This is a genomic window from Actinoallomurus acanthiterrae (genome assembly GCF_054775715.1).
On sequence record NZ_BAAHCO010000001.1, the window covers coordinates 7,169,496 to 7,192,030 of the forward strand.

Below are 22,535 nucleotides of genomic sequence, written 5' to 3' on the forward strand. Positions count from 1 at the left end.
GGCCGAGGCCACCCGGGCCGGTCGGCTGTCGGCGCTCAGCTCCTGATACGCCTACCCGCTCCGCGCCGGGGCCGTCCGCATCAACCCATCATCCGCCGGGTCGCCAAGGCGGCAAAGATCCCGCAGGCGGAGACGTTGTCCCCCCACTCGCTGCGGCACTCGGTCGCCACCGCGCTGCTGGGCAAGGGTCGCCCGCTGCACGTCGTCCATGACCTGCTCGGCCACGCCGACCCGCACACCACCCGACGTTACGACACCGACCGCAACTCCCTCGACCGCAGCCCCGCCTACGACCTGGGCGCAGCCCTGTCCGCTGGCATTGCCCGGCACGCCGCGACGTACGAGCCGTAGGTGACGGGGTGATGCAGGCCGGTCATCCCAGTCTTGATCGACATCGGCGGGGCCATCTCCTTGCCGACTGATCTGGCCTGCCGCCGATTCCTTGTCTTCCGCGACTGCGACGAGACGGAGGCTCACAGCCGCCTTCACAAGGCGGTAACCAGCGTCATCCCAGCGTCTGGTCCGTCCGACATGATCTTCGGCATTCCCTTTCCCCGCACGACACAGGACGAAGCCTCACCAGCCGCTGGCCAGCCCCCGAGCTGAAGATCAGGACGACATCTGCGGGTCCCTATCCTGACCGACGGGCGAACAACGTCTCGTTGGTTCTGGGGAATGCGGATCATAGGGCGCTATAGTCCCCAGAGCGCCAAGGGCCACGGATGTCTCATGGGACATGCGGATTCTGGAGAACACCCCTACCAGCGGCACAAGAACCTGCTGGACCGACTGTGGAAACGTGAGGGACGGGCCTTCGCGCTGATCGACACGGCCGGGGAGCTGATGGGCCGTGCCCAAGCCGCCCGGAACTTCCAGAATCGACGCGAAGCGCATGGCACCACACTGCGCCGGATCCAGAAGCTGGAAAAACGGCTGCGGGACATCGAAAAGGCCGTGGAAGGCCGGATCGAGCACTGGCTCGTCGAGCCGCATATCGAGGGCAGACCTTCGGAGTTGGAGGACCGGACCGCAGCGTTGACCGCCAAAGGGATCCCGGTCGAGCAGACCGGCAAAGTCACTCACGGCTGTGCAGAAGTGTCGATCGGGGTCTCTGAGCACGGCCAGGCCGTCCTCGCAGCAGAGATGGTCGAGACGTTGGAGGAGATTGCCTACTGGGAGGACCTGATCGCCGCCTCCGGACGGAAGGTGTGGCGACCTGAGGACTTCACCCCAGGCGACTTCGTCAGGCCTCACGGCTGCTGGCTGGAGGTTTGCAAGGTCGGCCGTAAGTCGCTGACCGTCCCGGACCCGTTCCACCGCCACGACGACCCGATCATGACGATGGCCGAGCTGGCACGCCGTGTCCGCCATCCGCGCACCGGCACCATCCCCTATGACAAGGTCTCCGGCAGGCTGACCGCTGAGGAGGCGCGGGAACAGTTCCCCGCCGCCTTGGCCCAGTTCCTGGAAGGCGAGGAGCTTCCTAGGCGACCTGCCATGAAACGGGGAAAGGTCAAAATCACCGGTGGAGGTGGTGCGGAGAAGGTGCACTGGTTCTTCACGATCGCCGGCCAGGATTTCCACGCGGTCTGGAAGGAACCCGCGTACGACGACTGGTACGGCCGGCCCACGCCGATCGAGGACCCGGCGCCCATCATGGTGTTCAAGACCTTCGGGCTCGGCGGCCGAAAGCCCGAACCGGTCACCCAGATTCGCGTCCCGGCCGGGATTCGCTGGTTGGACGAGGTCTTCAACGTGCTGCGCACCTGGGCCGAGCAGCGCCACGACAGCGACGACCGCAGCGCAGCTCCCGAACCGGCGAGCCGGAACGTTCCTTCCTCATCGGGCTGAGCGCAGGCCCCGGCGCCGCCACACCGCGGCGTGCACCGTCGCGATGGTCGTCAAGCCACTGAGCGGCGAAGATACCGAGCCGGGCCGGTTCTGCAGCCCGAGGCGTCTAGGGGCACGCGGACAAGACAACGCAGGTCGGCGCATGGTTCACGGTTCTTCCCCAGCTGCCGGTCCTCGCCGAACACTCCCCCACCCAGGTTGAGGAGGCTCACGGCTGCGTACGTTCGCTGACCGGTCGTCGCGCCGCCGGCCCAGCATGAAGATCTGGCCGCCCCGGGACTCAGTCCCGGGGCGGTTTGACGTAATCGGGGGTTGCCCTGGTGTTGACTTCGGTTCATCTGATGGCCGGTGGCGGTGGTGACCTGGCTGGGTTTGCGCTGGCCGGATACGAGCCGGTGGCGGCGGTCAACCATCTGCAGGCCGCTGTACAGACCGTGTGGCTGAACCGGCCGGTACGCGGCTACATCGAGGATGTCTCGCGGCTGGACCTGCTGAGCCTGCCACGTGCGGACGTACTGGCCGGGAGCCCGATCTGTACGGAGGCGGCACCGGCTGGCGGCAACGCGGTCCGCAAGCAACGAGAGAAGCCCTGGACGGCGACCCGGGCGACGGCTTGGTGCCTGATCCGGTACGCGGAGGTACACCGCCCAGCAGTGATCGTCGGGGAGAACGTACTGCGGTTCGCCCGCTGGGAGTTGTTCGAGCCGTGGCTGAAGGTGTTCGAGGCCATGGGCTACACCGCGACAGTGATGCCCGTGAACGCCGCGCACATCTCGTCCCCGGGGAACCCGGCCGCCCCGCAGGTCCGCGAACGGATGATCTTCGTTTTGGCGCAACGGGGTATCGAGGTCGATCTGGAGGTCCGGCCTGAGGCGATCTGCGAATGGTGCGGCCTGGTCGAAGGTCGGCGGGTTTGGAAGCCGGCGGCGATGCGCATCGCCGGTCACCGGATCGGAGAGTATGACCCGGGGAACAGCAAGCGCGGTGCCTACTACTACGTGTGCCCCTGGGGGCATGGACGGGTCACGCCGGTGACGCAGCCGATGGAGCCGGGAATCGACTGGTCGCAACCGATGACGTTCGTCGCGGACGGCCACAAGAACGGGCCGTACAGCCCTGCCACTCGGTGGCGTATCCAGCATGGCCTTCAGCGGTGGGACGGCAAGCCATTCGTGGCGGTCATCCGCCGCAACAAGTTGTCTGAAAGCCTGGACGGGCCTGTTGCCACGGTCACCGCCGGCGGTGGCCACCACATGCTGGTGCTGCCCGGCCCGGACATGGCCGTGGACGGCTGCTGCGTGCGGATGTTCACCACCATGGAGAAGGCTTACGCCCAACGGTTCCCTTCCGGCTGGAGATTCATCACCACGTTCCCCAAGGCCGACAGGGACAAGGTGCCCAGAAGCGCCACGGCGGGCGGGCTGCTGACCGGCAACGCCGTCCCCTCCAACGTCGCCCAGTGGGTAGGCGAGCGCATCAAATGCGGACTCGCCGCCTGAGCGGCGAATGACAGGGCTACAGGAGCCATGGAACGTCCACAAACGATGCCATGGACGACGAAACCGATCAGCCAACCGTCTTTGTAGTTCTGCTCGTGAGAGTTGACCGCGGTTGCTCGCCGGGTGTGACCGCGGCCCTGTTCCGGTGAAGTCGTTGTTCATGAGTTTTGACCGCATGTACCCCTTCCGGCTCGTCACGGTGCAGAACCGTGGTGTAGGACGTGCGGGGTTCGCTGGCCGTGTGAGATACCCCTCTCCCGTCGTCGTGGCGCTGGTGGTCTCGGGAGGTGACCATGTAGTGATGACCTCCTCGCCCCGCCCGCCGCACGTCGGTGGCCGACCGGAACCGATAGGCGGGACTACCGCGCTCGGTGGAGAGCCCGCTCCCGCCCGCGGGTACCTGCTGGACAACGCGCGCGCCGAGGCGGGCGAGCGATTCGTTTGGCTGGCCGAGCTGTTCGACGGTGTGACGCGGGGGCACTTCGATCGACTGGGGGTCAGGGTTGGTTCGCGCTGCTGGGAGGTGGGGGCCGGTGGCCGCAGTATCCCGGAGGCGCTCGCGGCGGCCGTCGGTCCGACCGGGCACGTGCTGGCCACGGACATCGACCCGTCGTGGCTGAAGGCAGGCGGCGGGTACGAGGTGCGCCGGCACGACGTCGCCGCTGATCCGCCCCCGGAGCCGGGGACGTTCGATCTGGTGCACGCCCGGCTCGTGCTGGTCCATGTACCCGACCGGGCTCGGGCGTTGGCCACGATGGCGGCGGCGCTGCGGCCCGGCGGCTGGCTGCTGGTCGAGGACGCCGATACCGCTCTGCAGCCACTGGCATGCCTGGACGACAGCGGCCCGGCGCAGCGGCGGGCCAACCGGCTGCGCGACGCGGTCCGGGAGCTGCTGACGCGCCGCGGCGCGGACCTGCGCTACGGCCGGACACTGCCGCGGGCATTGCGTGAGGCCGGTTTGGTAGATGTCGCCGCGGCAGGCTCTTTCCCGGTCGGCGGGCTGGCCTGCGACCGGCTGGAGGCGGCGACCATCCGGCACGTGCGCGGCGAGCTGCTCGCGGCCGGCCTGGCCGACGACGCCGAGATCGACGCGCACTTGGCCGCCATCCACGCGGGCAAACTCGACCTGACACTCGCACCGCTGATCTCGGCCTGGGGACGCCGTCCAGCCGAGCACCCGCCGGCACTCGGTTAGGTGCGGATCCAGACGTTGTCCGACCTGCCCACAGCGCTGTTCGTCGAGGAGATTTTCGGGCCGCAGGAGTAGCCCCTTACGGGGGCGGTCGTCATGCCGAGCATCGTCTCGGAAACGTCCCGCAACGGGCCCGCGTTTAAGAGGCAGTTTCGGTGCCCACCCGATCCCATAGCGCGCGAGTTTCTCCGGACCGGGCCCAGCGATTCAGCCTGCCATGCCGGCGGCGTGGCCGCACGGACAGGTCCCGTGTTTGCGAGGACGCCGGCGGCCACGCCGCCGGCATGGCGTTGCGGCTTTCGCCGGGCCACGGTCCGGAGAAGCAGGCGCGCCCATGCGCCTCCCAGCGGCCCATGGAGGTACCAAGCCATGCGCCACGCCGCCATCCCCGTGATCATCACCCTCACCCGGCGCGACTGGGACGACGTGTTCGCCGCCTTCGTCCGCGCCGCCGACCTGTTCGAGTTCCACCGGTGGTGCCCCTGCCTGGAGGACACCGGTCGCGTATGTGACCGGTGCGCCGCCAGCGAAGACCTGGCCGACACCTGGCGGGTCATCGCACTGGACTTGCGGTGCCGGCTGTTCGCCCGCAGCGGTCGCATCACCTTGGTCCGCTCCGCCGCGACCTGGCGCGAGATCGCCCGCGCCCTGCACGAGGTCGCCGCCGTGTGGGCCGTGATTCCGGCATGCGGCGTCACGCCCGTACGGTCCGCGCGCTGGCCGCCCGCATCGGCCGGCGGACCCGACGCACGCCCGCCCGCGCCGACCGGCCGCGCGTCGCAGCCCTTCTCACCGCTGGCCTGGACGAAGTGCACGAGCTGCTCCTGTCCGAGATTCGCAGTCTTGAGCCTGAGCGCGCGACGGACTGGCAACGGTTCAACGCCCTGTCGGACGAGCGCCGTGCGCTCGCCGCGCACCTGAACCGCCGGCCGCTGCGTCCCCGCGGCACCCGTCCCCGCCCACGCGGCCGCCGCCGCTGACCCGCCTGCTGAATGAGAGGAGCGCTGCATCATGCGCCACAACGGGACCGCCCCGGTGACCCTCACCCTCCCCCGCCGCCACTGGGAACTGGTCGTCTACGGCCTCACCAGCGCGGCCGCCGAGCACGACAATCGCGGCGGATGCGACTGCTCGGACGCGGTCGTGAGCATCTGCGACTCGTGCGCCGCCTCAGATGCTGCCTCCATCACCTGGCGGCACCTGGCGAAACAGCTGCAGGCCCGGCTCGGTGACCGCACCCGTCGTCTCACACTGGTGCATACCGTGAACGGCTGGCGGGAGATCGCTCTCGCACTCGAGGAAGGCGCAGACTCCCTGGGCGCTGTCATGTGTGTGCACTACTGCGGAGGCTCGTGCGGTGACTGCGCTGAGTGGCGCCGCGACGTCCCCGCGCTCTACGCCCTGGCGGCCCGCATCGAACGGCGGTGCCGGCGCACCCACGCCCGCGCGGGCCAGGCCGGGGCCGCGCACCTGCTGCCCGCCGAGCTGACCGGTCTGGATGGAGTCGTGCAGATCATGGCCCACGACCTCGGCGACCAACTCGGCAACATCACGCTCAGCGCGGGGCAGGCCGACCTGTATGCACTGCTGGATGAGCGCCGTCACGTGACTGCGTATCTAGCCCGCCGTCCGCGCTGCCCGCGCGGCACCCGCCCCCGCCACCACCGTCGCGGCCACCGCTGACTGCAGCATCCGGGAAGGTCTGCCGTCACAACCGAACACCGGAAAAGGACGTTCTCAGAATGTTGCCACGGTGAGGCGGACAAATGCATCCGACTGACGAACAGCCCGTGCAAATCAGACAGTGATCTCGTATGGTTATGCCACGGCAGTCTTGCGAATGCCTCAACCGTAGGTTGATGCCACGCATATCGTCCGCTCGAAACGGCCAAGGGTCTCAGACTCTCGCGATAGTTGCTCCGACCGTGTGTGCTAGCTACCACCACGGCGTGCGCGTGGGCTCGTCGTGAGGAAGAACCGTAGCCACATGACGCGCGATAGGAAAGCCAAGCTCGCCGCCCGGCAGCGTGCCGCGCACCCGGGGAACCGTACACCGCCGCAAGACGACACACCGCCGCGGCCGTCGACCACGCCGCGCCGACCATCATGGCCGCCGACCTACGAGACCAGTTGGAAACGGCATTCTTCGAGGCCGGATGACCCATCGAGGTCGACGACGCCTTCGACCTGGGCAGATATCAGCTGTATGCGGGCCATTTGACACCGGGAATTGGTCGCTTCGACCAAGTGGGCTCCGGCTCGGACCGCAATTTATCGTGTTGGCGAGCGATCTCGTCAACCGGCACAGAGGATCTAAACGACTCCACGTACGAGGTAGCCGATGAGCAGGACTGAGATTTATCCAGACTCCTGGATCTCGATTAAATGGACCGTTACCAAGCGGATGACGACCCAGATTCCGGCACGAGGTCTTGCAGAATTCGCAGCCGAGGCAAAGCTGCAAGGAGGGGCTGATCACGACTACGTGACGTTGCTGGCGACGATCCGCGCACAGGACGCACCGGCGCGGCGAACACTGCTGGCCGATATAGCCGAGGACTGGCACCACACTCACGGCCTACAGGTCGTCTCGGTGACCGACGTAGAGATTACACCAACCGATCACCGCAGCGGGTAAGGCGACGACCGACAACGTTGTGAAAGGCGTAGGCAACGGCCACGTTATCGTGGCGGCTCTGCGGTGGCCTCTACGCACCTGCAGAGAATGGACGGGTACGCTGAGAAATGCCGGCGGCTGGCGGTGAACTACTTCGAGAATGAGGACTTCGAGTCCGCGGACGCGTCGCATCAGTGGGATTTCGGCCGGGACCGCCGGCTCCGAGCCGACGTGGCGGCGCTCCTGCCCGCAGGGGCGTCACCGCAGGTGTGGATCTCCCTAGACGTCCACTGCGTCATCACCGCGGTCGTGGCTCTACAGAGACCGTGAGGCCGTATTACCACGACCGCACGCGGCGGGCTGAGTGAGCACCTTGCGCAGGAGAAGTCCGCCTAGTCTTCACGGCGCACGGTCGTCCAGCATGGCGACGTCGCCGGTTCCATCCCGGTCCTCTCTGTAGGTCCTGCCACTCTGCAGTGCCGGAGCTGCACGGGCGTCGGCAATCACGCCGCTCCGAATCTGCGCCCGCCCCAGCGAGAACGTCACCGTCGGTGCAGCATATCCGATGGCATGGGCTCCGAATGGGTCCATTCATGACCGGCGACGCCGCGGCGAGCCGACGCGTTCCGGTTCACCGCCTCAGGACGACTCGCCCTTTCGGTTTCGTGTGAAGGAACGATGACGACACACGTTGTGCAGTTCAGCGGCGGAATCGGCAGTTTCTCCGCCGCTCAACGCGTTGCAGAAAAGTACGGCACCGACAGAATGGTTCTACTGTTCGCCGACACCTTGGTCGAAGACCCCGACCTGTATCGTTTTCTCATCGACAGCGGCAGATACTTCGGGATAAAACCTACCGTCGTCGCGGACGGCCGCACTCCATTCGAGGTGTTTCGAGACCAAAGGTTCCTCGGGAATTCCCGGATCGCGCCCTGCTCGCACCATCTTAAACAAAAACCATGCCGAACATGGCTGGAAGAACACCACGCCCCAGGAGCTACGGTCCTCTACATCGGAATCGACCGGTCGGAGGCCCGCCGTGTGCCGCCCATCGAGAAGGGCTGGGCTCCATGGCGCACCCGTTATCCGATGTGCGACGCACCGTTTCTAAGCAAAGAGCAGATGCTCGATGCGGCCCGCGCCTCCGGGGTCAAGCCGCCGAAGCTCTACGAAGACGGCTTTACCCACAATAATTGCGGTGGAGTTTGCGTACGTGCGGGACAAAGACACTGGGCGTTGCTGCTGCGCACCCATCCCGATCGTTTCCTTGAGGCTGAACGGCAGGAGCAGGAAATTCGCGCTGAACTGGGAGACGTCGCCATCCTGCGTGTCCGGGTCGGCGGGAAATCACGTCCGCTAACACTTCATGAACTCCGAATGCGCATCGAGGCTTCCAGCTGCGGCATCGCGGCCTGACGCGCATCAAAATGCCCGCAGACCAGGAACACAGCTCGACAGCACGCCGCCCGATCGAGCATGAGGAGCCTTGGATGAGCGATTCGTTCAGCGCATGCGTACGCGGGATCACCCTGATCGGCCTTCAAGCACACATCGTTGATGTTCACGCGACCGTCTCCCGAGGTGCCCCCGGGCTGCACATCATCGGCCTGGAGGACCGCCGCGTCGCCCCGACTCGGGATCTCCTTCACGCAGCCCTGTCCCGCAGCGAGCACCGTGGGCCGATGCCGGGTGTGATGGTCGGCATTCTGCCGACGGCACTGCCGAAGGACACGACGGTGAATCTGCCGATCGCCGTGGCGGTTCTCAGCACCGCCCCGGCGATGCCGGCTCCGCCACGCAGCTGGGCGTTCTTCGGAGAACTGGATGGGAACGGACATCTACGCCCTGTCCGCGGTGCCTTGCCTGCAGCAAGCGGAGCCGCCGCCGCAGGCTTCAGCCACATCGTCGTCCCCGCGGCCAACGCCGCCGAAGCGGCACTCGCCGGCAACATCACCGTCCTCGGTGCTACCACGCTCGCCCAAGTGACCACCTGGTTGCGTGAAGGCGCGCTGGCCAAGGCCACCGCGGTGGCGTCCGCTCCCCTCCGACCCGACCATCACCTCGACCTGCAGGACGTCATCGCCCCAGCACACGCGCGTCAGGTCGTGGAGGTCGCCGCCGCGGAGCACCACCATCTGTCGATCATGGGAGCGCCTGCTGCTGGAGGTACCCGACTAGCGGCCGGGCTCGCGGGTCTCCTCCCCGGCCTGGGCGGGCAGCAGGCACGACAGGTCACCAGCCTGTATTCCATCGCCGGTCGGCATGACCCAACGGCGCCCCTGATGATCAGGCCGCCGCTGCAGTCACCGAGCCCCCGCACATCGTGGCCGATGATGAGCGGGAGCGCCGAATATCGTCGCCCGGTCCCCGGTGTCGTCTCGCTGGCCCATGAGGGGGTTCTCCTCTTGGAGGGCGTGACCGAGTTCGCTGTGGAGGTCCTCAACGGACTACACGAGGTACTCGCGACCCAGGCCGTGGCGATCAGCGCTGGCGGCAGGACCGCACAGTTCCCTGCCCGGTTCCTGCTCGCCATGACGGCATCGCCCTGCCGGTGCGCGCTGCATTTCACCTCGTGCACCTGTTCACCCGAGCAGCGCGCGCTCTACCGATCCCGGATTGACGGACCGATCCTCAACCGGGTACCGCTGCACCTCGATCTTCCGGTTCCCGAACCAGACGAGATCCTTGAATATGCGGCCGGCGCCGAGCCGAGCGCGGTCGTCGCACAGCGTGTCGGAGCGGCACGTTCCCGTGCCCGGCATCGCCTGGCCAGGACACCGTGGCGAACGAACAATGATGTCTCCCGAAACGACCTGTACCGCTGGTTTCCCCCGACCGATGGCGCGATGGAGGACCTCCAGGACGACCTTCGCAAGGGGTTCCTCACCCCGATCACCGCCGACCACACGGTCCGTGTCGCCTGGACACTCGCAGATCTGGCCGACATCGACCGTCCCGGCCCAGCGCAGATCGACGCCGCTCTGCGGATGACCTCGACGCCGCTCTGCGGATGACCCGGCCAGTCGATCCCAGACGCGCCGACCGCCCTGCGCGCAACGGCCGACGGCAAACCCGTCGCACCGCTCCCGCGTGCCTCTTGCAGGTGCCGCTGCGCGAGCGCACCGGCCTCGACCTCGAACGGATACCCCGCACGACTGCCTGACTCAACCGGCAACGGACACTGGCTGGAGACCCACCACAACGCACACTGCGGCGGCAAAATCCATACTTGACGCCTACCTGGACCACATCGTCGCCGCATCGCCCGAGCAGGTCGAGTACCTCCTGCACGGAGACGAATACGACACCAAGTGGCGGGTTCTGGTGTGGGACGTCCCCGCGACCGGATTCGACCAACGCAGTATCGTCCCAGCACCCCGCCAGCCGCGTCCGTCTCGGATACGCGCTCACGATGATGCTGACGGAATCGAGCCCCAGTCCACGGTCCCCTTTCGAATCGGGAGATTCACAAGCGGCTCCATAGCAAACAAGACACACGCAACATACCGCGCGGCAGAACAAAAACTCGGAGGTAAACGAAGGTGCGGACTTCGGGCAGGCGGTAGAACCCTTCCACAAAAGGGAAACAAGCCGCCTCAACCTCGGCACAGGTGGTGCAGTAGCACAGAGGACCGCCGCGGCGGCGGATGAGGCACGGGCGGCGGCATCGGATCCCATGAACCCGTGGAAACGGCACGATGGCGGCCTGGTGTTCAAGACGCCTTGGCTGGAGGTCCGTCGAGACCAGGTGACGCGGCCGGACGGGACAACTGGTGTCTACGACTGGGTGCAGGCTGCCGACCTGGTGCGGGTCGCCGCGATCGTCGACGGCAAGTTGCTCCTGGTGGACCAGCACCACTACCTGGCGGGCCGACTGCTCCAGTTGCCCGGAGGCGGCATTGAGTCCGGTGAGATGAGCATCGACGCAGCCCGGCGCGAGTTGGCTGAGGAGACCGGTTACCGAGGCGGTGAGTGGACGAGTTACGGCGCGATGTATCCGCTCCCTGGATTGACGACGGTGAGAGTGCACCTGTGGGCCGCCGAAAACCTGACTGCTGGACCGCCCATGCCTGAAGACACCGAGGCCGATCTGCGGGTACGGCGGATCCCGTTCGACTACGCCGTGACGGCTGCGGCGAATGGCCGGATCGGCTGTGCGCCCAGCGCCGCCCTCATTCTCGCCATCACCGCACGAAGATGATCAATAAGCTTTACCCCGGGTGTGGACACCCGGGGTGAAGCTCTGGGCTTGGCGGCCGAATTCGTGTCGAGGATGTAGGCGAACAACTCGCGGAGGTTCTGTGCGCCGATGCGCTATGAGCGCGACGCCAGACTCGACCCCGAGCTGCGCGATGCGAGGGCCCGCAAGCTCGGTGCCCAGCCGAGATTCAATCAACTGGCGTAGTGCGGTGCCGATGTTGCGGGTGAAGGACTCGAGGTGTGATTCCGGCCCCAAGCACGTGATCACCGTCGCGTGTCGGGAATGGGCCGATCTGGCTGAATACACCGCCGAAGAGGTCACAGCGGCGATGCGGGCGTGCCCCGACGAACTGGACCCCCAACGCGATCGAGGACGACGGCTCGGCCGCGAAATCCGCGACACCGTACCCGCCGCTCCGCCACGCCACCGGCAGGAAACGGCGCAGCGAGTTTCACTCGTTACCTGGCTCGAGAGCGATCATCTCCAACGCACCTCCGTTGCGAAGGCTTCATCAACGCTCCGATGAAGGCACAGGTAAGAACGGGTGCCAAGTGCGCCTGCCGGCGCCGCTACGCGGTCGGCTTCGCCGCCCCTTGACTCCCGCTCTTCCCCGTGCGAATCGGACAGCGTCGACGAACCCCCTCACACCGGAGGTGCACCATGTCCAAGATCACTCCTTTGCCGGCTCTGCCCGCAGACCTGTCCAATCGGCCTCGGGCGGCGGCCGAGATCATGCCCCGGTGGGTTGAGAGCGACGCCGCGAAGTTCCGGATGAGTCAGGCCTCCACCGAGCTGGTAGCGGCCTGGTTCGCAGGCAAGCGCGACGACGTGATCGTGCCGATCATGAAAGACTTCCATGAGTCGCTCACCCGCTACCTGCGGGACTTCGTGGACCCGAGGATCACCGAAATCCCTGCCTGCACCTTCAGTGGCAGCCCATACGACGACGCCTACGTCCCGGTAATCATGACCGCCCACGCCTTCACGCTCGCCGACCTGAAACGGAACCTGCGTAGCAGCGACGACTACACCGAGATCCGCGAAGTAAGCGACCAAGGGGATGAGGCCCTCTACGATCTCGCCTTCCTCATCCTCACCCAAGGCCGTGCGTAGAAGATCTCCCCCGTCCCGACCGCCGTTCACTACGAGCGGCGGTCGGGACGGCACTCCAGCAACCGCAATGTGCTCCAAAAAAAGGCTCGGTATTCGACATGAACATGCTCGAAAATGGCCGAATGTTCGACATGAGCAAGATCGACGAGCTGAACTCAGCGACGAAGTACCCCTCGATCCTCACGTACCACGCCCTCGGGGAGCGCGGAGCGCTGACCGAGGAGCTGACGACCTTCGACGGCTTCGACGGCATCACGTACCTGACGGAGAAAATCGATGGCACGAACGGCCGGATCGTCCTGCTCCCCGGCTCCGACGACTACTTCATCGGCTCCCGCGAGGAACTGTTGTACGCCCGCGGTGACCGCGTCGCGAACCCAGCCCAGGGCATCGTGAAGGCGCTGAAGCCACTGGCCGAACGCCTCGTCGAGAGCGACCACTCCGAATCTCACCGGCCGATTGTCACGCTGTACCTGGAGGTCTACGGCGGCAAGATCAGCGGCCAATCCAAGCAGTACAGCACGAAAGGCACCGTCGGGTACCGGCTGTTCGACCTCAACTCGGTCGAGATGGACGTCCTGGGCTGGGAACGCCAACGCATCTCCTCCTGGCGTGAGGACGGCGGGCAGGATTTCCTCAACGTGGACGCCCTGCAGAACCTCACCAAGAACTTGAACATCGCAGCGGTGCCGTGCCTGACCGTCGTCAGCGGCGGGGACCTGCCGAAGGACGTGGAAGGCATGTCGGCCTTCCTGACCAAACATCTTCCCGAGTCCCAGGCGGGCTTGGACGAGACGGCCGGCGGTCGGCCGGAGGGCCTGGTGCTGCGCAACTTCGATCGCTCAAGGATCGCCAAGGCGCGCTTCCAGGACTACGAGCGCACCTTGAAACGCCGTCAGCAGCGGCGGTGAGGCCCGAACCACCGAGCGAGGGCGCTCGCTTCAGACGAAATCCACGGGACACTCCTGGTGGGGTTGATGCCCGCAGGGCATCAACCCCACCGGGCGGTAACGATGGACCACCGCGCCCTTCCCACGTTCGAGCTCTCCCCGGCCGATGCCGGATTGGTAAGTGAGGCCCTGGAGCGCGAGCTCTGCGGCCGGGCCTCCACCATCGGCTGGATCGAACTCGCGGTGATACCCAATCTCATCGACACGGAACAGCCGCAGGTGGAGGCGTTGGCGGAACTCATCGAGAAACGTTCCTGGTAGACGCGAACAAAACCACCTGTTCTTTGAGCACGAAACCACGCTGCACCTCCACCACGGCTATGACCCGTACGGCCGGCGCGTCATCCACTGTCAGGCGGCCGTCGCGTTGGCCGTTGTGATGGTGCGTGCCTTCGATGGCGTCCTTGTGCGGGGTGTCGGAGATGACCGCGTGGTGATCAGGCCCTGTCTGCGAACCCCGTCCCGACCTGGGACAGGTTGCGTCACGCCGCCGCGTTCCCGCCACCGGGTGGCACGCCCATACTCCCGACCGTGTTGCACTGCGGCACATCACCGGTCCACGTACCGGGCCGTCAAGATCTTTTGGCCCGCGCGCACGGCCAACGGAGCCGGCTCCGCCGGCACCGCGCCGTTCAGGCGCGCGGAACCAAAACATCTTCACCGCCCCGGGCCACCCGGTGGCGGGCCCACAACGACGCGCCGCCGCCCCGTCTTTAGGTCGGGACGGAATCCACAGACACAAGCCGCCACCAGGCGGCCAACCCCCGACACCCCACCAAGGAGGACCCCATGCAGGACACTTTCCAGGCCGTCATCGCAGGCCACGCCAGCCAGGATCCTCGCGTCGCCAGTTTCGACGACGGGGAAAGCCAGATCTGCGAGATCTTCGTTACCGTGCTGGTGCGGCGCTGGGACGACCACGGCCCCAAGATCGAGGCACTGCCCGTCAGGTGCTTCACGAAGGATCCCGCAGTGATCCGCACCATCGTCGAAGCCAGGATCGAGCTGGGCGACTTCATCCGGGTCGGTTCCCACGACTTGCTGTACGCCACGCACTGGCAGCAGGGACGGTGCGGGGTGAACCAGGCACCGTTCATCATCTCCTCGGTCGAGAAGGTCACCACGCTGCCCACCATCACCACGCCTGGTCCCGATGCGACGGACACTGACGGGGCGGGCTCCGCGGCACCGAAGTCCGAGATGGCGGACGCCTGACGGTCGCATGCCGGTGGGACCGGCCCGGCTCGGTCCCACCGGCTCATCTGTCCGTCTTCCCCAGCGTCCTTGCCATTCATCACCGAGAGGAGCCTTCGATGGACTTCCTTGCTCTTTCCGACCTGCAGGTGCTACAGGCCGCACGGCAGATCTTCACTAGGCGCGGCATGCACAAAGGCGCGCTCATCGACCCGAATGGCTCCGGTCGCGTCGACTTGGTCGGCGCGATCGGCCTGGTGCTGGGAGGGGTGATCCGCACCGATCATGCCGAAGACGGCGCCACAGAGGTCTGGCTGCGTCTGTCCGACCCGATATGGGACCGCATCGAGCGGTTGCACGACAGCCTTCTCATGCCGTTCAATCCCCCGAACCGCCGATACGTCAATGCGATCCAAGCCAACGATCAGTCCATGACGACACAGAATGATGTCCAGCATTGGTTCGCCGCGGCGATCCGTCGCGCCGAGCAGCGTCAGCCACGCACCGTACCGGTTCCGGAGTTCGTGTACGCCTGAATTCGCCCGTGCCGTACCTGACGCCCACTCCAGCCAGAAAGCTCGCTGTCAGGAAACGAAGATAGTCACCAGACCGTCAGGGCCGTCGCAGCGATGATGCGGCGGCCCGGCGTTTTCATGCTCACAATCGTCCCCGGCAGAACTGGTGATCACTGTCTCCATCGGCCGCCCGGGGATCTACACCATTGCCATGGCACTTCCGGTCGGCAAATTCCGGCGTGATCAATAATCTGATCGCTTGCTCCGGTCGCTGACGGGAAAGGGGCGTTCCTTGCCATGGTTCAGACGGGCATTTCGTTCGGCACTCACGCCGTTTGACCATGAGGACACCATGTGGTTCGTCGGCGTGGACACGATCGCGGCGAGGTGGCTGTGGCTGATATCTCGGCGGTAGCGCCGTCGTCGTGCCGAGCGGTGGTCAGCGCCCGACCACGTCGGCCGGTCACCGATCAGCGCCTGCGGCTGGTGAGCCCGTGGGGCAGGTCAGCGGTGCCCGAATATGCCCGAACCGCGGCGGCGCCCGCGATCACCGCAAGATCAGAGGTCGTCCGATGCCTCGCAGCCCTGTTCAAACGTGAGCACGCCGATGAGCCCCCGGCATTTCCATTTCCTCGCCCACACCCGCAGGAGATACTCATGTACGACAACCAGATCACGATCGTTGGCAACCTCGTCGCCGACCCTGAACTGCGCTTCACGCCCAACGGGCAAGCGGTCGCGACGTTCCGCGTGGCCTCCACCCCTCGCTTCCGCGACCAGCAGTCCGGTGAGTGGAAGGACGGCGAGAGCCTCTTCCTCACCTGCAACGTCTGGCGGCAGGCGGCGGAGAACGTCGCCGAGAGCCTCCAGCGCGGCATGCGGGTCATCGTCCAGGGCCGCCTGAAGCAGCGGTCGTACGAGACCCGCGAGGGCGAGAAGCGCACCGTCTTCGAGCTCGAGGCCGACGAGGTCGGCCCGTCCCTGAAGAACGCCACCGCCAAGGTGAACAAGAGCCAGCGCCAAGGCGGCGGTGGCGGCTTCGGCGGCGGTGGAGGCGGCGGCGGTGGAGGCGGCGGCCAGGGCGGTGGAGGCGGCGGCTACGGCGGTGGCCAGGGCGGCAACTTCGGTGGCGGTCAGGGCGGCCAGGGCGGAGGCGGTTTCGGCGGAGGCGACAACGCCCCGGCCGACGACCGCTGGGCCACCGCATCCTTCTGAGCAGGGCAATCCGACGGTCCCGCGCTCTAGCGGCCGGTGAGCAGCGGTACTCCGACGAGGACACCGCCATGCTTTGCCCCACGCTCGTCTGCGTCATCGCAATCGTCGACGGCGACCTCGCCCATCGTGAGGACCACCGAGGCGGGACTGAACACAGCTGCGTACCGATGTTGGCGCACCTGACGCCTTGCTTGCCGTTGTGATGGTGCGCGTCTTTGATGGCGTCCTTGTGCGGGGTGTCGGAGATGACCGCGTGGTGATCAGGCCCTGTCTGCGAACCCCGTCCCGACCTGGGACAGGTTGCGTCACGCCGCCGCGTTCCCGCCACCGGGTGGCACGCCCATACTCCCGACCGTGTTGCACTGCGGCACATCACCGGTCCACGTACCGGGGCCGTCAAGATCTTTTGGCCCGCGCGCACGGCCAACGGAGCCGGCTCGCCGGCACCGCGCCGTTCAGGCGCGCGGAACCAAAACATCTTCACCGCCCCGGGCCACCCGGTGGCGGGCCCACAACGACGCGCCGCCGCCCCGTCTTTAGGTCGGGACGGAATCCACAGACACAAGCCGCCACCAGGCGGCCAACCCCCGACACCCCACCAAGGAGGACCCCATGCAGGACGGGATCATCATCGAGTTCAGTGGCCGTCTAGCGCAGGCGCCCCGAGGGTTCAAGAACGGAAACGACGACGCCTGCGAGCTGTGCATCTTGCAGCTGGTCAGGCGTCAGGGTCGGCGCGGCGCCTACAACGAGGCGGTCACACGCAGGGCGGTTGCCTACGACCCGGAGCTCGCAGCGCACATCATGGACGAGGGGTACGCGATGAACGACCGCGTCAGGGTCGTCGCCACCGACATGTCCGCCCCGCAGCACCTGAAAAATAACGGTGTGTGCGAGGTCAGGCAGCCGTCCTTCCTCATCTTCGCGATCGAGAAGGACAGCGCCGCAGCACCGGCCGGGGACCTGGAACGCGACGCCCAGAACAGCGTGCTGTCGGGCCTCACCCGATGAGCGGAGCCCCGGGGCAGGGTCCACCCCGCCCCGGGGCCACCTTCGAGCTCTATTTCTCACGGCCAACATAAGGAGTTCTGTTGCCGACCCCACCAACGGCACCGACCGTGGACATGCCCCTGCTCCTCGAAGAGACGCTGCGACATGTCATCAGCTCCTACACGTTTCGGGCGACGCTGATGGAGCGTGCCAACGCTGCAGGGTTCTGGGGGGAAATCGACGTGGCTGACTTCCTGGAGCTGACCTACACGAGCAACTACGACCGGGGCATCGAGCTCGGCATTGAGCTGAACGGCAAACGTACGAGCGTGCGAATCGTCATCGGAGCTGCCGCGGGATGAATGCTTTCGGGCCCTGCCGCCGTTCCCGGCAGGGCCCGAGCGTCACACCACAAGGGGCCGAGGTGCAGCCGGTTTCACGGCCGGTTGATCTCGCACGTGCCCACACCGAGACCGGCAGACCCCGAACCGGCGTGAGATCGCCAGCGGTGCCTGCCGCCGGCGATCTTTCGACGCCCAGCGCTCATCGGAGAGACCATCATGACCGCCCCTCTGCTCGAACGAAACCACGTGCCCGACCCACTCGTGTTCGACGGCGGGAGATTCATCGTCCGCGGCGAACGAGGGGCGATCGAGCACAGCCCCCGGGCGACTCTGCTGCATCCCACCTCATCGGACCGAACCCTCGAACGCTGCGAATGGCTGGAAACCCCCTGCACCCTGGACTGGCTCACCCGGGAACAGCATGCACAGGTTCGAGCCGTCTTGTACCGGGGAGGCGAGAATGCTTTGTGGACCCACCTGGAGAAGCTGTACCTCGAGAAGTTCCGTTCGACCCAGGCGGTAGGCACCCGGTAGTGATGCCGGTCGTCATCGGATCCGGAGGGTAAGCGCGTCAGGCCAGACCTCTAACGAAAGGTCTGGCCTGTCGGCGGCTGCTGGTGCTGCGCTGCCGCACGCGGTTGCGGTGATCACGCGCGGGACCGTCGCGCGGGCGCCGGTTGCGCCGGTGACTTGCCGGCGTCCGGCTTGGCGCGGGATCTTCGCAGCCGCGGGCGGGAGGGCAACGGCGCGGCGGTGCACCGGACTGCCCGAACGCCGCTCGCCGAACCCCCGACCCAGCGATCCGGCCACCCAAGATCTTTTGGGCCACCACGCATCCGCCTCTGCCGCACCGGCCACCCGTCACCACCCTCCCGATGGCCCAAAACATCTTCGCCGCCCGGAAGCCGCGCCGTTGCCCTCCCGCCCTTTACGGCTGCGCTGGATCTAGCGCACAAGCCGGACGCCGGCAAGCCACCGGCTCCTGGCGATCTCCCGCGCGGAAGGAAACGCACATGATCCGTCTCGTCTTTCCCCCATTCCTCTCCGAAGCGGACGAAGACGCCTTCCTCGACTCCATCGGCATGATCTATGACGGCCAACTGGTGGAAAGGGCCACGGGCGGCGTCGCCGGATGACGTGGGCCGGGGGCAGGAACGTGATTGCCTGCCCCCGAGCGGTCCGTCCTCTCTTGGCGTTCGGGCCCTGGAGCACCTCCGTGACGCGCGTCGCCGTCCGAGCCGAGGCGCGATTGAACGCCTGCGCACGCCGGAGGGCAACGGCGCGGCGCTGCACCGGACCGCCCGAACGCCGCTCGCCGAACCCCCGACCCAGCGATCCGGCCACCCAAGATCTTTTGGGCCACCACGCATCCGCCTCTGCCGCACCGGCCACCCGTCACCACCCTCCCGATGGCCCAAAACATCTTCGCCGCCCGGAAGCCGCGCCGTTGCCCTCCCACGCGCGCACGCGCTGACGCGTCCCGCTGGCTCGGCCAGCGACGCGCCCGCACAGGGCGCCTCCCGTTCGGACGGCCACGGTCCGTCCCGAGAAGAAACGAGTTCCTCATGCACCTCGACGTTCGACCCAACCAATTCGATGTCACGCTCTGTGTCGACTGCAGGAACGAGAAGACCTTCAGCGAGACGCTGCGCACGCGCCGGGGCAGGGTCTGCTTCGACTGCCTCAGTTAAGTGATCGCGGGCGGGACCGCTCGGTCCCGCCCGTTTTTCGGCATGTTCTCGGACCACGCGGAAAGCTAAGCCAGACCTACGAACGAGTAAAGCTGGGCGATACCCGCAAGACCATCAATACGCACAAATTAACCAAAGTAGAAGCAATCAACAATTTATCAACTCACATCAAAGTATACATATACCATAAATCTCAACAAGAAAACCAAAGACATCAACACTGAACCTACAATATAAGATCAACATACAAGATCAACAAATAGTGCTAAGGTATCGTAAGTTTCTTCACGCAACTCGCCGCCCAGGAGGGGGCAGCCCGACCGTCGTCGGCCGCGCCCTCCGACACCTCACAGCGCGAAGCCAGCCAGCCCAGATCTTCGCGTACGCGCACGGCGTCTGGCCTGCCCGCAGCAGGTCCGATCAGCCGGCCGAGAAGCGAGACCTCTGCTGCCGCGCTCCCCGGTTCTTCTGCAGTTCGCCAGCGCAGCTACTTTCTCGCCGCCGCGACCGCCTGGCCGCGCGGCGGTCGCCAGCCACCAGTGGAAGCAGGGTGCACGCGCCGACGCGTAGGTGACGGTGCGCTGATCGCGGACGCCTACGGTGAGTGAGCCCACTGGGGCAGTGGCAGAAGGGCTCGGCAATCGTGTCATGTCTTGGGTAACCGCCATCGGCTCGGCACCCGAGCAGACGGACTACCGCCTGGTCTATGGCCACCGTTGCGCCCCGGCCTCGTTCGACCGGATCGTCGCCACGCCGCTGATCCAGGTCGTGCGGGAGATGGCCGACCGCAGAGGCGTCACCGCCGAGCAGCTCCTCGGCGGCGGCGCGATCGCCGGTGCGTACGCCGACGCCATCGCACGGATCGGCCACGGCGACGGCCGCCTGGACATGAGCACCGCCTCACAGATCTGCGATGCGGCCGGTCTGCATCCCGCCGAGGTCTTCGCACCTGCGGATGCACGACGGCTGGCCGACCTCAACGCGGCGAGCGCCTTCTCTGAGGATGAGGATGAATGGCCGCTGCGGTGGATCGGAGACGGCTGCCGGGAGTTCGGCATCGAACCCGGGACGGTCCTGCGTCCCGAACAGTTCCCCATGGCGCACAGCCTGATGCGCGGCACGGACCCCCACACCGGCCAGCCGCTCCTGACCCACAAGCCCGCCGCGGACCCCCGCTCCAAGCTTCCTGCGGCGCCGCTCCTGGAGGCCATCCGCGACCACGCCCGGATGCTCGGACAAGATCCACTCGCCCTGATCGAACGGCCCCGGACCCGGGCGACCTTCACACAGTTGGAGCGCCAGGTCGTTCGGCTCGGTGAGTCCCACCGCGCCCGCATCCGTGACCTGTCACGGGTCGCGCGCGCATGCGGCGTGGAACTCACCGCGGTGTACGGCGCCGACGCCGTAGCCGAAGCCCGGCACTTCGACGGGCGGACGGTGATCGCCGGGAATCTCGGTTATGACGTCGAAATTAATATCCCGAAGGACTTCAGCGCCGTCATCGCCCTGGTCGAGGACGAGATGGCCGACCAGATGAGGGACGTGTTCATCGAGTGCGTCTACGAGGGAATCGCCGCGCTGGAAGAGTGGGCGGCCTACGGCCTGCGCGGCCATCAAGGCGACGGTGATCTGGCCAGACGGGTGGAGTCCAGCGGTTTCCTGGGGTGGGCCACGCTGCACTGGACGGCCCGACCAGTCGATGGCGCCGCAGTCGGTGATCCGCACCTGCACGCGCACGTGACCCTCGCCAACCTGTGCCGCGCCCTCGAGGACGGGCGCTGGTCGACGATCGCCGGCGGGGGCCGTGACCTGTACCGGCACGTCAAAGCGCTGGACGCCTTGGTGCAGGCACGACTGCGCGAGGTCACCGCGCGCCGGTGGGGCTTTGAGTGGCGGCGAAACCCGGTCACCGGGGTGTGGAGCATCGTCGGTGTGCCTGACGCGACCATCCGGCTGTTCTCCAAGCGCAACAACCAGATCCTGCGTCTATTCGAGTCCTGGGGGATCCCCTTGGACGCGTGCACGGCGCGCCAGCAGCACGCCGTCGGCAACGTGTTGAAGGAAGCCAAAACCAGCAGCGAGGCGGTGGCGGCTTCTCCCCGTGACCTGCGCGCCTACTGGCGGCAGGAGGCCCGCCGATCCGGGCACGACCCTGAGCAGATCGTGGCCGAGGTACTGGCCCGCAACCAGGCCCCCGCGCGGGATGTCACCGAGCCGAGCGAGGAAGAGCTCGAGACGTTGTGCCGGTGGGTGTTCCGGGTGAGCGACGGCCTGACCGCACACCGCAAGGACTTCACCCGCGCCGCCGCTCTGACGGCCGTCATGGACGCGATCGATCACGGCATCACCAGTCACCGCGACGGCGAGGAGTTGACGGACCTGGTGCTGCAGCACCCGAGGTACGCGGTGCCGCTGGCGTCCGCGAAACCGTCCTACCTGTCCAACCGCAAGCGGTTCACCACGGCCGACATCATCGCGGCCGAACGCGTCATCCTGGCCCAGACCCGCGCCCGCTATGGCCAGGGGACCGCGGTGGTGCGGCCCGCCACGCTGCAGATGGCCATCGACGTCCACCAGGCCGGGCACGGGCCCGCGATGAAGCTCAGCGACGAACAGCGCGCCGTGCTGGAGCGCATCACCCGCGCCGGTCACGGAATCGACGCGGTGGTCGGTGTTCCTGGCAGCGGTAAGACCACCCTCATGGAGATCGCCCGCGCCGCGTGGGAGGCCGATGGAATGATCGTGGCCGGTGCGTCGACGGCCGCCGTCGCCTGCGCCAACCTGCAGTTGGAGACCGGGATCCGGACGATGACCATCGCCGGATGGCTCAACCGTATCCAGCGTGGTCCTGGGCTGACCGGCGTCGATGTGTTGATCGTGGATGAGGCCGCGATGGTCGATGACCGGCAAAAGGCCCAGCTGCTCGCGCACGCCGCGACCACCGGCACCAAGATCGTCGGAATCGGTGACCCTGACCAGCTGCAGTCGCCCGGCGTGGGGGAAGCTTCGCGGCGGTCCACACACTCGTCGCCGGGCGGACGCTGACCACGAACTTCCGCCAGAGCGACGTCGTCGAACGCCGCGCCCTGCAGCTGTGGCGCGACGACGAGCGGCGCGCGGCACTGCGCACCTGGGCCGACCATGGACGGGTCCACGCGAGCGA

At 66.8% G+C, this 22,535-nt stretch carries 22 protein-coding genes; all 22 read left to right on the forward strand.

Translation table 11 applies throughout. The annotated features are described in order from the left end of the window. The first annotated feature begins 90 nt into the window (after positions 1-90). The 22 genes from ACYVF7_RS33830 (at position 91) to mobF (ending at position 22,417) form a co-directional block, all read left to right on the forward strand. Positions 91-351: a tyrosine-type recombinase/integrase gene (locus tag ACYVF7_RS33830; protein WP_460358257.1), complete on the forward strand. Its 261-nt coding sequence runs from the start codon at positions 91-93 to the stop codon at positions 349-351. Between the two features lie 378 nt (positions 352-729). Continuing rightward, entirely contained in the window at positions 730-1,851 is a 1,122-nt protein-coding gene (locus tag ACYVF7_RS33835; RefSeq protein ID WP_460348709.1) for a DUF3560 domain-containing protein, read from the forward strand. A 341-nt stretch (positions 1,852-2,192) separates the two neighbouring features. Further along, positions 2,193-3,350 (forward strand): DNA cytosine methyltransferase, encoded by a 1,158-nt coding sequence (locus ACYVF7_RS33840; protein WP_460348711.1) that lies wholly within the window; start codon positions 2,193-2,195, stop codon positions 3,348-3,350. Between the two features lie 301 nt (positions 3,351-3,651). Beyond that, the gene (locus ACYVF7_RS33845) at positions 3,652-4,545 is read left to right on the forward strand and encodes a methyltransferase domain-containing protein (RefSeq protein WP_460348713.1); all 894 of its coding nucleotides are present in this window, start codon (positions 3,652-3,654) and stop codon (positions 4,543-4,545) included. Positions 4,546-4,911: 366 nt separating this feature from the next. Beyond that, positions 4,912-5,463 (forward strand): hypothetical protein, encoded by a 552-nt coding sequence (locus tag ACYVF7_RS33850; RefSeq protein WP_460348715.1) that lies wholly within the window; start codon positions 4,912-4,914, stop codon positions 5,461-5,463. A 90-nt stretch (positions 5,464-5,553) separates the two neighbouring features. After that, positions 5,554-6,225 carry a hypothetical protein gene (locus ACYVF7_RS33855; RefSeq protein WP_460348717.1) on the forward strand — a complete coding sequence of 224 codons (672 nt, stop codon included), beginning with the start codon at positions 5,554-5,556 and terminating at the stop codon, positions 6,223-6,225. A 658-nt stretch (positions 6,226-6,883) separates the two neighbouring features. Next, positions 6,884-7,180 (forward strand): hypothetical protein, encoded by a 297-nt coding sequence (locus ACYVF7_RS33860; protein WP_460348720.1) that lies wholly within the window; start codon positions 6,884-6,886, stop codon positions 7,178-7,180. A 63-nt stretch (positions 7,181-7,243) separates the two neighbouring features. Further along, the gene (locus tag ACYVF7_RS33865; RefSeq protein ID WP_460348722.1) at positions 7,244-7,489 is read left to right on the forward strand and encodes a hypothetical protein; all 246 of its coding nucleotides are present in this window, start codon (positions 7,244-7,246) and stop codon (positions 7,487-7,489) included. A gap of 348 nt (positions 7,490-7,837) precedes the next feature. Continuing rightward, the gene (locus ACYVF7_RS33870; RefSeq protein ID WP_460348724.1) at positions 7,838-8,575 is read left to right on the forward strand and encodes a hypothetical protein; all 738 of its coding nucleotides are present in this window, start codon (positions 7,838-7,840) and stop codon (positions 8,573-8,575) included. 74 nt (positions 8,576-8,649) lie between these two features. Then, the gene (locus tag ACYVF7_RS33875) at positions 8,650-10,173 is read left to right on the forward strand and encodes an ATP-binding protein (RefSeq protein ID WP_460348726.1); all 1,524 of its coding nucleotides are present in this window, start codon (positions 8,650-8,652) and stop codon (positions 10,171-10,173) included. Positions 10,174-10,835: 662 nt separating this feature from the next. Next, positions 10,836-11,360 carry an NUDIX domain-containing protein gene (locus ACYVF7_RS33880; RefSeq protein ID WP_460348728.1) on the forward strand — a complete coding sequence of 175 codons (525 nt, stop codon included), beginning with the start codon at positions 10,836-10,838 and terminating at the stop codon, positions 11,358-11,360. 660 nt (positions 11,361-12,020) lie between these two features. Next, positions 12,021-12,473 (forward strand): hypothetical protein, encoded by a 453-nt coding sequence (locus ACYVF7_RS33885; protein WP_460348731.1) that lies wholly within the window; start codon positions 12,021-12,023, stop codon positions 12,471-12,473. 131 nt (positions 12,474-12,604) lie between these two features. After that, positions 12,605-13,384: an RNA ligase family protein gene (locus ACYVF7_RS33890; protein WP_460348733.1), complete on the forward strand. Its 780-nt coding sequence runs from the start codon at positions 12,605-12,607 to the stop codon at positions 13,382-13,384. A gap of 102 nt (positions 13,385-13,486) precedes the next feature. After that, positions 13,487-13,684, forward strand: a complete 198-nt coding sequence (locus ACYVF7_RS33895) for a hypothetical protein (protein ID WP_460348735.1) — start codon at positions 13,487-13,489, stop codon at positions 13,682-13,684. 528 nt (positions 13,685-14,212) lie between these two features. Then, positions 14,213-14,638 (forward strand): hypothetical protein, encoded by a 426-nt coding sequence (locus tag ACYVF7_RS33900; protein WP_460348737.1) that lies wholly within the window; start codon positions 14,213-14,215, stop codon positions 14,636-14,638. 98 nt (positions 14,639-14,736) lie between these two features. Then, positions 14,737-15,153: a DUF6197 family protein gene (locus ACYVF7_RS33905; RefSeq protein WP_460348739.1), complete on the forward strand. Its 417-nt coding sequence runs from the start codon at positions 14,737-14,739 to the stop codon at positions 15,151-15,153. A gap of 636 nt (positions 15,154-15,789) precedes the next feature. Next, on the forward strand, positions 15,790-16,347 hold the full coding sequence (locus tag ACYVF7_RS33910) for a single-stranded DNA-binding protein (protein WP_460348741.1): 558 nt from the start codon (positions 15,790-15,792) through the stop codon (positions 16,345-16,347). Between the two features lie 612 nt (positions 16,348-16,959). Continuing rightward, complete coding sequence (locus ACYVF7_RS33915) at positions 16,960-17,358, forward strand: hypothetical protein (protein ID WP_460348742.1); 399 nt, start codon at positions 16,960-16,962, stop codon at positions 17,356-17,358. 80 nt (positions 17,359-17,438) lie between these two features. Then, a complete protein-coding gene (locus ACYVF7_RS33920; RefSeq protein WP_460348744.1) occupies positions 17,439-17,699 on the forward strand; it encodes a hypothetical protein in 261 nt (86 codons plus the stop codon). Between the two features lie 198 nt (positions 17,700-17,897). Next, on the forward strand, positions 17,898-18,215 hold the full coding sequence (locus ACYVF7_RS33925; RefSeq protein WP_460348746.1) for a hypothetical protein: 318 nt from the start codon (positions 17,898-17,900) through the stop codon (positions 18,213-18,215). 479 nt (positions 18,216-18,694) lie between these two features. Then, positions 18,695-18,817: a hypothetical protein gene (locus ACYVF7_RS33930; protein WP_460348748.1), complete on the forward strand. Its 123-nt coding sequence runs from the start codon at positions 18,695-18,697 to the stop codon at positions 18,815-18,817. A 1,203-nt stretch (positions 18,818-20,020) separates the two neighbouring features. Beyond that, positions 20,021-22,417: a MobF family relaxase gene (gene mobF / locus ACYVF7_RS33935; protein WP_460348750.1), complete on the forward strand. Its 2,397-nt coding sequence runs from the start codon at positions 20,021-20,023 to the stop codon at positions 22,415-22,417. Positions 22,418-22,535: the final 118 nt, after the last annotated feature.